This window comes from Rufibacter sp. JT3400010, from assembly GCF_054956755.1.
Genome location: NZ_JBUDXA010000005.1, coordinates 247,636 through 260,866 on the forward strand (window position 1 = coordinate 247,636; position 13,231 = coordinate 260,866).

11 protein-coding genes and 1 tRNA gene are annotated in these 13,231 nt (G+C 48.0%); 9 read left to right on the forward strand and 3 right to left on the reverse strand.

Annotated elements, in window-relative coordinates:
• Positions 1-26 precede the first annotated feature (26 nt).
• From ACY0JR_RS07450 to cphA, 6 genes are all read left to right on the forward strand, one after another.
• Complete coding sequence (locus ACY0JR_RS07450) at positions 27-536, forward strand: HNH endonuclease (RefSeq protein ID WP_462633316.1); 510 nt, start codon at positions 27-29, stop codon at positions 534-536.
• An 18-nt stretch (positions 537-554) separates the two neighbouring features.
• A complete protein-coding gene (locus ACY0JR_RS07455; RefSeq protein ID WP_462633317.1) occupies positions 555-1,181 on the forward strand; it encodes a hypothetical protein in 627 nt (208 codons plus the stop codon).
• A gap of 609 nt (positions 1,182-1,790) precedes the next feature.
• Positions 1,791-3,686 carry a 30S ribosomal protein S1 gene (gene rpsA, locus ACY0JR_RS07460; protein ID WP_462633318.1) on the forward strand — a complete coding sequence of 632 codons (1,896 nt, stop codon included), beginning with the start codon at positions 1,791-1,793 and terminating at the stop codon, positions 3,684-3,686.
• A 136-nt stretch (positions 3,687-3,822) separates the two neighbouring features.
• A tRNA-Cys gene (locus ACY0JR_RS07465) sits at positions 3,823-3,893 on the forward strand.
• A gap of 672 nt (positions 3,894-4,565) precedes the next feature.
• A complete protein-coding gene (locus ACY0JR_RS07470; protein WP_462633319.1) occupies positions 4,566-5,465 on the forward strand; it encodes a cyanophycinase in 900 nt (299 codons plus the stop codon).
• 39 nt (positions 5,466-5,504) lie between these two features.
• Positions 5,505-8,144 carry a cyanophycin synthetase gene (gene cphA / locus ACY0JR_RS07475; protein WP_462633320.1) on the forward strand — a complete coding sequence of 880 codons (2,640 nt, stop codon included), beginning with the start codon at positions 5,505-5,507 and terminating at the stop codon, positions 8,142-8,144.
• Positions 8,145-8,546: 402 nt separating this feature from the next.
• Here cphA and ACY0JR_RS07480 read toward each other — a convergent pair whose 3' ends face one another.
• Positions 8,547-9,488, reverse strand: coding sequence for a hypothetical protein (locus ACY0JR_RS07480; RefSeq protein WP_462633321.1), 942 nt, complete (start codon positions 9,486-9,488; stop codon positions 8,547-8,549).
• 105 nt (positions 9,489-9,593) lie between these two features.
• Between ACY0JR_RS07480 and ACY0JR_RS07485 the strand changes: the two genes are divergently transcribed.
• Positions 9,594-10,211 (forward strand): methyltransferase domain-containing protein, encoded by a 618-nt coding sequence (locus ACY0JR_RS07485; RefSeq protein WP_462633322.1) that lies wholly within the window; start codon positions 9,594-9,596, stop codon positions 10,209-10,211.
• A 178-nt stretch (positions 10,212-10,389) separates the two neighbouring features.
• Positions 10,390-11,202 carry a 3-deoxy-8-phosphooctulonate synthase gene (gene kdsA, locus ACY0JR_RS07490; protein WP_462633323.1) on the forward strand — a complete coding sequence of 271 codons (813 nt, stop codon included), beginning with the start codon at positions 10,390-10,392 and terminating at the stop codon, positions 11,200-11,202.
• A 73-nt stretch (positions 11,203-11,275) separates the two neighbouring features.
• Here the strand turns inward: kdsA and ACY0JR_RS07495 are convergent, their stop codons facing one another.
• Together ACY0JR_RS07495 and apaG are read right to left on the reverse strand one after the other, a co-directional pair.
• The gene (locus ACY0JR_RS07495) at positions 11,276-12,046 is read right to left on the reverse strand and encodes an O-methyltransferase (RefSeq protein WP_462633324.1); all 771 of its coding nucleotides are present in this window, start codon (positions 12,044-12,046) and stop codon (positions 11,276-11,278) included.
• 26 nt (positions 12,047-12,072) lie between these two features.
• A complete protein-coding gene (gene apaG, locus ACY0JR_RS07500; protein WP_462633325.1) occupies positions 12,073-12,459 on the reverse strand; it encodes a Co2+/Mg2+ efflux protein ApaG in 387 nt (128 codons plus the stop codon).
• Between the two features lie 106 nt (positions 12,460-12,565).
• Here apaG and ung point away from each other — a divergent pair, with 106 nt between their 5' ends.
• A complete protein-coding gene (ung, locus tag ACY0JR_RS07505) occupies positions 12,566-13,228 on the forward strand; it encodes a uracil-DNA glycosylase (RefSeq protein WP_462633326.1) in 663 nt (220 codons plus the stop codon).
• Positions 13,229-13,231 lie beyond the last annotated feature (3 nt).

A 13,231-nucleotide genomic window follows, 5' to 3' on the forward strand; every position in this document is an offset into this window, starting at 1 on the left:
GAAGGATCTACTGAGCAGGTATTCGTATGAATGATAAGGTACTTTTACTTAATCAAGATTACTCCGCTATTGCCACGTGCAGCTTGCACAAGGCATTCGTCTTGATTTATCTCCAGAAAGCAGAACTCATTGCGGAAGACCAGATAAACGTGTTGCGCACGGTACGGCAGGCGTACCCCAAGCCCCTCGTGATCCGGCTGCACCGGTACGTGCGGGTGCCGTACAAGGGTATTTCCCTTACCCGGCAGAACATCATGCGCCGTGACCGCAACAAGTGCCAGTACTGCGGCTCCACCAGAAACCTCACCTTGGATCATCTGCTGCCCCGTTCCAGAGGCGGCGAAAGCACGTGGTACAACCTCATTACCGCTTGCTCGCGTTGCAACTCCAAGAAAGGCGACCGCACCCCCGAAGAGGTTTCCATGAAACTGTTCTCCAAACCCTTCAAGCCTTCCCTGGTGTCCTTCCTGCGCGACAGCATTCAGGAAACTGACCATGCCTGGATTCCTTTCCTGCGGGAACGGGCGCGGGCTTAACCGTTTACTTTTATGATGATGAAAAAACCATTTTTGATATGTCTTGCCGTGGTAGCGCTGCTGCCGTTGCGTTCCAATGCCCAGGATTTACTTCCTAAGCGCAAAGCGTTAGGCGAGAAGACTTATGGCGTGCAGGTACGTGCTTCCTCAGATCCTCTGCTCGTCCTGAAAACAGATTCTGCTACTATTCCTTTCAGTAATGCCGCCCTGCAAACCCTGAACCCAGAATGGATTGAATCTCTCTCCGTACTGAAAGATAAAGCGGCCCTGGAGGAGTTTGGGCAGAAAGGAAAGAACGGAGTGGTACTTGTTACATTGAAACCCGCGCAGGAACAGGCTTTTCTACAAACCTTAAAAGACCTTAAAAACACATTGCCAGAGCCGGTTTCTATTCAGTTAGACGGTCAGCGGGGCATATCCTTGCCTGAGCCTTTGTATGTAGTTAAAACCCAGGAAGAAGAAGTAACGGTAAGCAAGGAAGCACTTTCCAACTTCAATCCGGGATGGATCAAATCCATTTCTGTGCTGAGAGGGGCTGAAGCCGAAAAGAGGTTTTTGAAACATGGAAAAGAAGGCGTGATTCTGATTACCTTCATCCCAGAGAGAGAGCAGGAGGTGCTTCACACGCTGAAAAACAACAAGTAAGTACGTCTCACTTCAAACCAGTAGGCGTTTAGGGGCTGTTTTGGTCAAAACAGCCCCTAAACGCTTTTTGGTGCTTGGTGTATTGCTATAAGCTTGAGGAGCAACCAGGCCGTGAAGTTTCTAATCCTTCAATGGTCCTTCTATGGCCCCTATATGGCGCGGAAGTTACTTCCGTGACTTTCTTTAGGGTTATTCCATAAGGCACGGAAGTAACTTCCGCGCCAAAGAGTAATAGAAAGCTTGTTTTATGGCTGGTTTCGTCAAAAGGCGTCTAAAACAACAATCAACGTACAATCTTTGAAGTTCTAATAAGCAAGTCTGAAACCTGCCTATCAGCCAAATTCCAGTACCTGTTCTGGGCCGGTTTTCAGGAAAATGGCTTGGAAACCGAAAGAAGGGGAGAATGAAAGCAAAGTGGTTGTGTCTCAGGGGTGTTAGGCTGTTTTTAGAAGTAAAATCCCTTTTTATTTCGTAAAATTTTGTACCTTCGCGCCGCGTTCAAGGTGAATGCCCCGGTTTCTGTGTTGGAAAACGGGTATGTAAAAGAAGCTACGGGGAGGTAAGTGGTTCTGTGCCTAGTCGTTATATTTTGTGAACCAGAATTGCATTATGGCAAATTTAGAAGATTTTGACTGGGGCAAGTTTGAGTCTCAGGGTTTCGGCGGTTCTTACTCTGCTGCAGAGAGAGCCGAAATGGAGCAAATGTATGCCGACACCCTGAACACCGTTCAGGAAGAGGAAGTGATCAAAGGTACCGTTGTTGGTATCACTGAGCGCGACGTAATCCTGAACATCGGCTTTAAATCTGATGGTCTGGTTCCAGTTTCAGAATTCCGTGACATGCCGGACCTGAAAATTGGTGATGAGGTAGAAGTTTTCATTGAAGACCAGGAAGACCCGAACGGTCAGTTGATCCTGTCTCGCAAGAAAGCTAAAATCGTGAAAGCGTGGGAAATGATCTACGGCGCTTTGGAGAACGACACTGTACTGGAAGGTGTAGTGAAACGCAGAACCAAAGGTGGTCTGATCACCGATCTGTATGGCGTAGAAGCCTTCTTACCAGGTTCTCAAATTGACGTGAAACCAATCCGCGACTTCGACATTTATGTTGGTCGTAAGATGGAAGTGAAAGTGGTGAAAATCAACGCCGCTTTTGATAACGTAGTAGTATCGCACAAAGTCCTGATCGAGAAAGATCTGGAGCAGCAGCGCGCCGCTATCCTGAACAACCTGGAAAAAGGTCAGGTTCTGGAAGGTGTGATCAAAAACATGACCAACTTCGGTGTGTTCATCGACTTGGGTGGTGTAGATGGTCTGTTGCACATCACAGATATTTCATGGGGCCGCATCAACCACCCTCAAGAGGTGTTGGAGCTAGACCAGAAAGTAAACGTGGTAGTGTTGGATTTCGACGACGACAAGAAACGTATTTCTTTGGGTATGAAGCAATTGACGGCTCACCCTTGGGATGCTCTTCCTGCCGAAGTAGAAGTTGGCTCACGCGTACGTGGCAGAATCGTGAACGTAGCAGATTACGGTGCGTTCTTAGAACTGATGCCAGGCGTAGAAGGCTTGATCCACGTATCAGAAATGTCATGGTCTCAGCACCTGCGCAACCCACAAGACTTCATCAAACAAGGTGACGAAATTGAGGCGGTTGTGTTGACTATGGACCGTAACGACCGCAAAATGTCACTTGGCATTAAGCAGTTGACTGAAGATCCTTGGACCAAAGAAGATGTCTTGACCAAATATGCCGTTGGAACTAAGCACACTGGTGTGGTTAGAAACCTGACAAACTTTGGTCTGTTCATTGAACTGGAAGAAGGAGTTGATGGTCTGGTTCACGTATCTGACTTGTCTTGGACTAAGAAAATCAAGCACCCATCTGAGTTCGTGAAAGTTGGTGACAAATTAGACGTAGTGGTTCTGGAACTTGATGCTTCTGCCCGTCGTTTGGCCCTTGGTCACAAACAACTGGAAGAAAACCCATGGGATACGTTCGCTACCGTGTTCAACGTAGGTTCTACGCACAAAGCTACTGTGTTGGAGAAATCTGACCGTGGTGCTACGCTGGAACTGCCTTACGGTATTGAAGGATTCGCTTTCCCTAAAGGTTTGACGAAAGAAGACGGTTCTTCTGTAGAAGTAGGTGAGCAAGTAGACTTCAAAGTAACGGAGTTCTCTAAAGATGACCGTAAGATCATCTTGTCGCACACTGCTAGCCACACCGCGCAGCCAGAAGACGCCAAGCGTAAGAAATTTGAGAAGAAAGATGCTCCGGCCGCCGGTACAGCAAAAGCTGCTGCCCCTGCTGCTCCTAAGAAAGAAGAAGTACGCGCTACTTTAGGTGACTTAGACGCTCTTTCTGCCTTAAAAGATCAAATGATGGAAACAGAGAAAGAAGCTGGCGAGAGAAAATTAGCTGCGGCTGCCCAAGCCCGTGCCGATAAATCTACCGGTTCTGACGCTGCTGACGCTGAAACAACTGAATCAGCTGAATAATTTTTTAGGTAGGTAACTGCCTGATAGTGAGAAAGAGCCTCTGCAAAGAGGCTCTTTTTTTATGCCTGAGCCGGAAAAAAAGTGCTTCAGGGTTGTGACCGTATTAAATCCTGTCTATATTTGCACTCCCAATCACGGTAACGTGGCCGAGTGGCTAGGCAGAGCTCTGCAAAAGCTCGTACAGCGGTTCGAATCCGCTCGTTACCTCTTCCAAAAGAAAGCCTGCTTATTTTAAGCAGGCTTTCTTTTTTTTAGCCTCTTTTCATCATCTCCTTCCTAATTCACTTCGGTCTTCTAGCCAACCAAGATCTCCTTTTCCTTTTAAGTAATTAGCCTTAGTAAAAGCAACCTGAGCAAGCCTTCTATTTCTCCAGTTGCCTTAATTTACAAGTACTCCTATTTTATTTAATTGAGCGATAAACACTTATAAACTTATCTAATTAATAATCTATTGAAAATGATCTAAATAGATCTTTTACTAAAATCAAATTCCAGTTTCTCTTTCTTAGCATAATGTGTTATTGCTGAAGCTTGAGATAGCTCATTCCTCCCATACTCGTCGCCTTAATAAGAGATTGTTAAATTATTAGCTTTTAGGAAGTCGGTATTTACACTTTTTATAAATTTATACGTATAAAATGTAGTATTATGTATATTAGGCACCGAAGAAAAGCTTGTGAGTAAGTAGTTTCCGCAAGTAATAATCGGTAAATCCCATATATTTCTATTTTCTAATCTTTTGGCTTAAATATGCGTATGCCCCAAAATCTCATAGGTACATAGAAGCAGAAACAACTGCCTGATTTCTCACTTTATAGAATAAACGACAAGAGAAATAAGCGCTTCTATCAACAGTAGATTTTGAGTAATTGCAGGAAAATGAGCAAAAAACACACAGAAAAAGAAGAGACAAAAAGTGCTAGCTACAGAGAGTCCATTCAGGGAAAAACTCCTAAAGGGACTTTAATTGCCATAGGAGGGAAAGAAAACAAAGGAGATGACCCCGAAGACGGCTCTACCAACGCTGAAAACATAAACTTTGAGAAAAATGAGATTCTGGGGAGGTTTATCCAGGAGTTGAAAGGCGCTAACCCTTTGGTTCTGGTTATTCCCACCGCGTCTTCTATTCCAGAGGAAATGGGAGCATCTTACATCAAGGTCTTCCATGAACTGGATGTAAAGAATGTGCAGGTAGTGGATATCAGAACAAGGGAAGATGCTGGTAAAGAAGAGTACCTGGAGTTGCTGAAGAAAGCCGCTGGCATTATGTTCACGGGCGGAGATCAACTGAAACTCACCGCTATTCTGGGTGGCACAGAGTTCATGCGTCTGCTGAAAGCTCGTTATTACAATGAACCCTTGGTGATAGGTGGTACCAGCGCCGGAGCGGCGGCCATGTCTACCCAAATGATCTACCAGGGCATGAGTGGGGCTGGTTTCATTAAAGGGTCTGTGAGTATTACTGCCGGGCTGGAGCTTTTGGATGATGTTGCCATTGACACCCATTTTATAAAACGGGGCCGTATGGTACGCATGGTGCAGATGTTGGCAACCAACCCAACTTTTATTGGGGTTGGATTGGAGGAAGACACCGGAATAGTGGTAAAGGAAGGAAGGAATTTTGAAGTGATAGGAAGCGGCCTCGTGGTTTTAGTAGACGGGCGGGGCAGCACCAAAACCAATATATATGAAGTGGAGGAAGGAGTTCCGGTCACTATGAGAGATCTCAAGGTGCATCTTCTTGGTAAAGGAGATACGTACACGCTGGAAGTTTTTTAACAAAGTTCATACCCGCTTGCTTACTAGATTAACCAATCTATGAAAATCGCAGAATTGCGCATCATGCGCGGACCAAACTATTGGTCTGTGAAACACCCGAAAATTGTAGTACTGAAACTGGACATGGAAGATTTTGCCGGGGTGCTTACCTCAGATCTTCCGGGTTTCGCCCAAAAACTGGAGACCATGTTCCCCGGAATGGTATCCCACCGTAGCACCGAGGGGCAGGAAGGGGGCTATCTAAGAAGAGTGCAGGAAGAAGGGGTTCCCCTCAGCAATGTGGTGGAGCACGTAGCCCTGGAACTGCAAACCCTAGGCGGAATGGAGTCTGGCTTTGGCCGAACGTATCCTGCTCCCCAGCCCGGTTTCGAATATGTCGTGTTTTCCTACCAAGAAGAGAAAGCCGGCGAATACGCGGCGCATGCGGCCATACGTGTGGTCACGGCGCTGGTGAAAAATGAAACTTATGACATTGCCCCAGACGTGGGCGAATTACACGAAATTCGGGAAGATGAACACATTGGCCCTAGTACCTACTCTATTGTGTCAGAGGCGGTGGCCAGAGGCATTCCTTACATTCGCTTAAATAAAAGCTCCCTCATTCAATTAGGCTACGGCGTTCACCAGAAGCGCATTCAGGCAACCATGACGTGCCGTACAGCGGCTTTTGCTGTAGAATTAGCAGGAGATAAAAGTGCCACCAAAGATGTGCTGCGCGAAGCAGGCGTGCCCGTACCCGAAGGGGAGATAGTGTACACCCTGGACGAATTAAAAGAAGCTATTCACTACCTGGGTTATCCTATTGTCACAAAACCATTGGACGGGAATCACGGCAAAGGGGCGGGAATCAACATCAAAAATTGGGAAGAAGCCGTGGCTGGTTTTGAAACAGCCCTCAAATACTCCAAAGCCGAGAAAGCGGTCATTGTAGAGCAGTTTATTCAGGGGTATGACTTCCGTTTACTGGTGGTGAACAAGAAGTTTGTGGCCGCCGCCAAGCGTACCCCAGCCATGGTGGTGGGCGACGGTGTTTCCACCATTCAGCAACTTATAGACAAAGTAAACACCGATCCGCGCAGAGGCGTAGGACACGAGAAAGAACTCACCAAAATTACCGTAGACAAAGACACCAACGGCATTCTGTACAGCAAAGGATACACCCTGGACACGGTCATTGCAGACGGGGAAGAACTGTTCCTGAAAAGTACCGCCAACCTCTCTACCGGTGGTACCGCTACGGACGTCACCGACCTGATTGATCCTTACAATGTCTTGATGGCGGAGCGAATTGCCGGAACCATTGGCTTGGATATCTGCGGTATCGACGTAGTCACATCAGACATCGCTATTCCTTTGCCAGAAGCCCGAGGGGCCGTGATAGAGGTGAACGCGGCACCGGGGTTCAGGATGCACGTGGCACCTACTGAAGGCTTGCCCCGTAACGTAGCCGATCCGGTGATTGAAATGCTCTTCCCAGACAATTGTCCGTCCCGCATACCCATCATCGCCATAACCGGTACCAACGGGAAAACCACTACCACCCGGCTCATCGCGCACATGGTAAAATCAGTGGGTTATCAGGTGGGGTTCACCACTACAGACGGCATCTACATCCAGGACACGCTGCTGGAAAAAGGCGATACCACCGGTTCCAAAAGCGCCGAGTTTGTGTTACGTGACCCTACCGTCAATTTTGCGGTCTTGGAGTGCGCCCGGGGCGGAATGCTGCGGTCAGGGTTGGGTTTCCAGCAGTGCGATATTGGCATTGTGACCAACGTAGCCGAAGACCACATGGGCCTGCGCGATATCTACACGCTGGAAGACATGGCCCGCGTGAAGGCCGTGGTACCTAAAAGCGTAAGCAAGAACGGATACGCCATCCTGAACGCCGATGACGACAATGTCTACAACATGGCCAAGGAAGTGGAAGCGAAAGTGGCTTTCTTCAGCATGGATGAAAACAACCCGCGTATTCTCAAACATGTAGCCGAGGGCGGATTAGCCGCGGTATTTGAGAACGGATTCATCTCTATTTTCAAAAACACCTATAAAATACGGGTAGACCGCGTAGCAGATATTCCACTTACTTTTGGCGGGCGGGCCAAGTTCAATATTGAAAACGTACTGGCGGCCACACTGGCAGGCTACATCTCCCGTTTTGAGATTTCTGAAATTAAGACTGCGCTACGTACGTTTTTACCATCTGCTGCCAAGACCCCGGGTAGAATGAACCTGTTCAAGTTTCCTACCTTTGAGGTGCTGGTAGATTATGCCCATAACCCAGCGGGCATGAAAGGAATAGCCGATTTCCTGCAGAACGTTGATGCCCGCAAGAAAGTAGGAATAGTAGCTGGGGTAGGAGACCGCCGGGACGAAGACATGGTGGAATTAGGCAAAATGGCGGCGCAGATGTTTGATGAAGTAATCATCCGTTCAGACCGGGACCTGCGAGGCCGCACCGCCGAAGAAATTAACCGGAACGTAATTAACGGTATTCTGCAGGTAGATCCTCATAAGCCGTTCAAAGTGATTAGCCAAGAGATGGTCGCCATTGCCTATGCCTTGGAACACGCCGAGCGAAATTCTTTCATCACTATTTTCTCTGAAGACATTCCGGAGGCGATCAAAATGATTGAGAACTTCAAAGTGATTCAGGATAGACGCGTGATGGTGGATTAATGAATGATTGAGAGATTGAATGAATGAGAGAATGAAGGGAAACTGTAAAGTTGTTAGAGGCTTACTTTTGGAAAACAAGATTGGAAACAGTTTTGCATAAGTAAGAACCCGCAGTTTCCTGTATTCTTCATCAAACAACTCACCCAATAATGATTCACTCGTTCGCGTCCCGCGAGTGTGAGTTACCTGCGGCGTCCCGCCGCTTTGTGTAAGTTTATTCAAAACGAGCAAAGAAACGGCCAGAGGCCGAAGGTAGCTCACACTCGCGGGACGCGAACGAGTGCTCTATTTATAAATGTACAAGGTGAATAAGTTGGAAAGCTCATTCGCTCAAACCCAAAAAAGAGCCCCGAAACGTAACAACGTTTCGGGGCTCTTTTTTGGGAATAAGGGGTAAAACGGTTATTTCAAGGTGAAGGAGGTGGTGCCAATCAGGAAACCGTCTGAGTAGATTTCAATGAGGTGCTTACCCGTTTTGTAAGGCGTGCCTTTGGAGTAGATGAAGGACACCAGTTGCTGGGAGTTGTCAAACACAATGTCGCGTTTGGCAGTGTAGAACTGTTCTTTGCCTTCAAACTCAAAGGTGCCGGAACCGGTAGCCAGGTTGTACAGGGCAGAACCGTCGGGCTCAATCAGGCGCATCAGAATCTCTTTGTTTTCTTTGGGAGCAACCTCGTTTTTACCCAATCTGAAACTCAGTTTGATGCGGTCTACGCGCTTGGCTTTGTATTCCTCCTCGGTGTCTTCTTTCTCTTTCCCGTTGTCATTGATGATGGAAACCGTGATGTTTTGCGCTTCCAGCTTAGAGGCCAGGTTTATTTTCTCTTCCAGTTCCTTGTTGTTGCTGGAGAGCATGGTAATGGAGTCGGCTAACTTGTTCTGCGTGGTTTTCAGGGTTTTCACCTCGGTGAACAGTTCTTCATTGTCATTTTGCAGCTTGGCCGCTTCTTCGTCTTTCTTCTGAAGCGCCAATTCTAAGCTCTGGGCCCTTTGTTGGAAACGCTTCTGATCGGCTAGGGTGAAGGAGTTGTTCCGGAAAGCGCGTAACTGAGCCAGATCGGCATTGATAGCGGCAATTCTGGTTTCCAGGGAGTCGTTGGAAAGCCCGGCGGCGCTTAACTCGGCGCTCTGCCGCTCATAGTCAGACCGCAAGTCTTCAAAAACCTTTATCTGGTTTTCCAACTCAGTACTCTTCACCTTAATGATTTCCTGCTGCTCCTCATTCTGCTGCGTTTTCTGTTGCTGCATGTAAATAAGGATACCGTTAATGCTAAGCAGCACAATAATAAGGCCTACTACTAACAGCTTGCGGTTACTATCCTTCTCGGGTGTTTCAGTGGACATAGCGAATTACGGGGTGTTTAGGTTTTTAAGGCGAGGCCTATTCTTACAAAAATACGTTTCTCTCTATCCTTTGCAAATACCGGGGTAAAATACTTACTTCAGCCCATGCGTGAAAAAGACGAGTTAGATCAGGAATATTGGGAACAACGGTACTCCCAGAACCAGACCCAATGGGATGTGGGGGAAGTTACCCCGCCTCTAAAATCCTATATTGATCAACTGGAAGATCATTCCCTCCAGATTCTGATACCCGGCGGCGGAAACGGGTACGAGGCGGAATACCTGCACCAAAACAATTTTCCCAACGTCTACTTGCTGGACATTGCGGCTACCCCGTTGCGAAACTTTCAGGAGCGGGTGCCCACTTTCCCCCAAGATCATCTCCTGCACCAAGATTTCTTTGATGTAACGCCCAACCAATATGATCTGGTATTGGAGCAGACTTTCTTTTGCGCTCTGCCCAGGAACCTACGTGCCACGTATGCCCGGCAGGTATTTGACATCTTAAAGCCCGGTGGCAAGTTGGTGGGCGTCTTGTTTTCTGAGGAATTTGCGGCCGCAGGTCCGCCGTTTGGCGGATCAGCTATGGAATACCAGGCGTATTTTGGGCCGTACTTCCAGTTTCGGCATTTTGCCCCTTGCCATAATTCGGTGAAGCCGAGGCAGGGAAGAGAGCTGTTCCTGGTGTTGGAACGCCGAGACCGGCCGCAGTTTATCGCGTAGAATTCTGTACTTTTGAGCGGCTGCCTTGTTCGTAGACTCTTCCTCATGGCATGATAAAAGAACCAGCAGTTCGTTTCAGGTATGTTTTGAAGAAAACACCTCTAAAATTAAGCTTGTCACAAGGCGAAGTATAAAAAAATCATCGGCTAACAGCCGAAGCACATAACTAGATTAACAGATGAATATCAGCATCCCTAAATTACAGCATACCGCTTCGGGTAATTTCTTCCTGATGGCTGGTCCTTGTGCCATTGAAGGCGAAGACATGGCCCTGAACATAGCCGAAGAACTGGTTCAGATTTCTGACCGTTTACAGATTCCTTTGATTTTTAAAGGATCTTACCGCAAAGCCAACCGATCCAGAAAAGACTCTTTCACTGGTATTGGCGATGAGAAAGCCCTGCGGATTCTGGCAAAAGTGAGCGAAACCTTTGGGGTACCCACCGTCACCGATATCCATGAGTCGCACGAAGCCGCCATGGCCGCCGAGTACGTAGACGTGCTCCAGATTCCGGCTTTTCTGTGCCGCCAAACCGATTTGCTGATTGCCGCCGCTGAGACCGGAAAAGTGGTGAACATCAAGAAAGGGCAGTTCCTCTCCGGCGAGTCCATGAAGTATGCCGTGGAGAAAGTGCGGGAATCTGGCAACAACAACGTCATTCTCACGGACAGGGGAAACTCCTTCGGGTATTCAGACTTGGTGGTGGATTTCCGGAATATTCCTGCCATGCGCGAAAACCAAGTGCCGGTGGTGATGGACGTAACGCACTCCTTGCAACAGCCGAATCAATCCTCCGGAGTAACCGGCGGAAAACCGGCCTTGATTGAGACCATCGCGAAGGCGGCCATTGCAGTAGGAGCAGACGGATTGTTCATAGAAACGCATCCAACGCCACTAACCGCCAAATCTGACGGAGCCAATATGTTGCCGCTGGCGCAATTGGAAGCTTTGATGGTAAAGCTACTCAGAATCAGAGAAGCCATTCGTTAGAAAATAGAGAATCCCTTTTAGGGCTGTTTTCATGAAAGCAGCCTTAAAAGGGATTCACTATTTTTAAGTTAAGCTAAAACCTTAACGTGAAATGTTGCTTGGGTTGGTTATTTCTGAAAAAGACTAAACCCATGTAAAACAAATCAATAGTGAGCATCACTTGCGGGTGCTGCTTTATTTTTTGCCAGGCCTGTACCATTTCACTTGACCAGTAGATGTCGTCTAGGATGAAAACACTGCCTTCGTGGGCTTTAGTGAGGCATTGCTCAAAGTACCGGAGGGTGGGTTCATAACGGTGGTTTCCGTCAAAGAACACAAAATCTACTTTCTCCAGTTGGTTCAGCGTTAGCGCAAGCGTCTGGTCCAGGTTACCTTCCACCAGATGTACGTTCTTCAGCCCCAACTTCTGGAAGTTTTGACGGGCTTGCGTCGCGATGGCCGGACAGCCTTCAAAGGTGTACAACGCAGCGGTTTTACGGGCCAAGCCCAGGTAACCGGTGGTAAGCCCCAGTGAAGTGCCCAATTCCAGAATAGTGGCGGGCTTAAAATGATTGGCCAACCGGAACAGCAATTGGCCTAACCGAGCTGGTTTGGCGGCAGTACGAGCAATGTCGGCTATTTTCCGTTGACGGGTGGCGCCTGCGTGGGAGCCAGCCCCAAAGTCCGTTACGTCCAGCACTGTCTGGTCCTGCAACAGTTCTTCCCGAAGCGCTTCTACCGTGTCATAGGCTGGAAAATAGCCCTTGTGGTGGATGATGTGGCAATAAAGATTGAAAACGAAAGGGGAGTGCAGTCCATGCGCATTCCCTGAACGCCACCAAAAGGAGGCGTACCTGTAGATCATGGCGGCGTGCTGCACCAAAAGCGGGATTAGTTGAGTTTATACGGGATAATGAGGGTAAATTCGGGAATGGTCACGTGAAACTGCCGGCCGTCTACCATGCGTTCCATCAGGTACGTACCGGCCATCTTGCCAATGCTGGTTTTCAGGTTGCAGCCAGACACGTACTGGTGACTTTCGCCGGGCTCCAGTACCGGTTGCTGACCTACCACGCCTTCGCCCTCTACCTCCCGCACTTCATTGTTAGAGTCATAGATGTGCCAGTGGCGGCGTAATAACTTTACCGTAAATTCGCTGTTATTCTGGATAGTAATCTTGTAAGCGAAGACAAAGTGCTGCTGAGCCGGACTGGAATAGTCAGGGAGGTAATTTGTCGTGACGTTGACAGTGACTCCTTGGGTTGTTTTCGTATCCATGCGTGCCTTAATTTGGTATATTGGGAACAGGCTTTCTGGCAGTTTAGTTTGCCAGCCGGATTCTAAAGTAAAAATACGCTAAAAACCATTAACTGGTACCTCTTCTATGCAGGTAAAAATTGAAAGTAGCTGGCAACAGGTGTTACAAGATGAGTTTGAGAAACCTTATTTCCAGAATCTCATCCAGTTTGTGAAGGCTGAATACTCCTCTACGGAAGTTTATCCGCCGGGCAAACAGATTTTCCACGCCTTTGATGAATGTCCGTTTGACAAAGTGCGCGTGGTGATTCTGGGGCAGGATCCCTACCATGGGCAAGGCCAAGCCAACGGATTGGCTTTCTCGGTAGCCGAAGGCAAGCGAACCCCACCTTCATTACTTAACATATTTAAAGAAATAGAGGCAGATTTAGGAAAACCCATTCCTAAATCTGGAAATCTGGAGCGTTGGGCAGAGCAGGGGGTATTGCTGCTAAATGCGACGCTTACCGTACGGGCGCACCAGGCAGGCTCTCACCAGAAAAAAGGCTGGGAAGAGTTCACCGATGCCGTCATCAAGAAAGTGTCTGACGAGAAGGAGCATGTGGTCTTCCTGCTGTGGGGGGCCTATGCCCAGAAGAAGGGGCAGATCATTGACGAGAAGAAGCACTTGGTCTTGAAAGCCGCGCATCCATCACCCTTCGCTGCTGATAAAGGTTTCTTTGGGACGCGCCATTTCAGTAAGGCCAATGCTTACCTGCGGGAGCACGGGTTACCGAAAATTGACTGGTAAGGC

Excerpts from the sequence above, each read along its gene's own strand:
- ACY0JR_RS07450 (WP_462633316.1), top strand. The coding sequence starts at position 27 with ATGAATGATAAGGTACTTTTACTTAATCAAGATTACTCCGCTATTGCC.
- ACY0JR_RS07455 (WP_462633317.1), top strand. The coding sequence starts at position 555 with ATGAAAAAACCATTTTTGATATGTCTTGCCGTGGTAGCGCTGCTGCCG.
- rpsA (WP_462633318.1), top strand. The coding sequence starts at position 1,791 with ATGGCAAATTTAGAAGATTTTGACTGGGGCAAGTTTGAGTCTCAGGGT.
- ACY0JR_RS07470 (WP_462633319.1), top strand. The coding sequence starts at position 4,566 with ATGAGCAAAAAACACACAGAAAAAGAAGAGACAAAAAGTGCTAGCTAC.
- cphA (WP_462633320.1), top strand. The coding sequence starts at position 5,505 with ATGAAAATCGCAGAATTGCGCATCATGCGCGGACCAAACTATTGGTCT.
- ACY0JR_RS07480 (WP_462633321.1), bottom strand. The coding sequence starts at position 9,488 with ATGTCCACTGAAACACCCGAGAAGGATAGTAACCGCAAGCTGTTAGTA.
- ACY0JR_RS07485 (WP_462633322.1), top strand. The coding sequence starts at position 9,594 with ATGCGTGAAAAAGACGAGTTAGATCAGGAATATTGGGAACAACGGTAC.
- kdsA (WP_462633323.1), top strand. The coding sequence starts at position 10,390 with ATGAATATCAGCATCCCTAAATTACAGCATACCGCTTCGGGTAATTTC.
- ACY0JR_RS07495 (WP_462633324.1), bottom strand. The coding sequence starts at position 12,046 with ATGATCTACAGGTACGCCTCCTTTTGGTGGCGTTCAGGGAATGCGCAT.
- apaG (WP_462633325.1), bottom strand. The coding sequence starts at position 12,459 with ATGGATACGAAAACAACCCAAGGAGTCACTGTCAACGTCACGACAAAT.
- ung (WP_462633326.1), top strand. The coding sequence starts at position 12,566 with ATGCAGGTAAAAATTGAAAGTAGCTGGCAACAGGTGTTACAAGATGAG.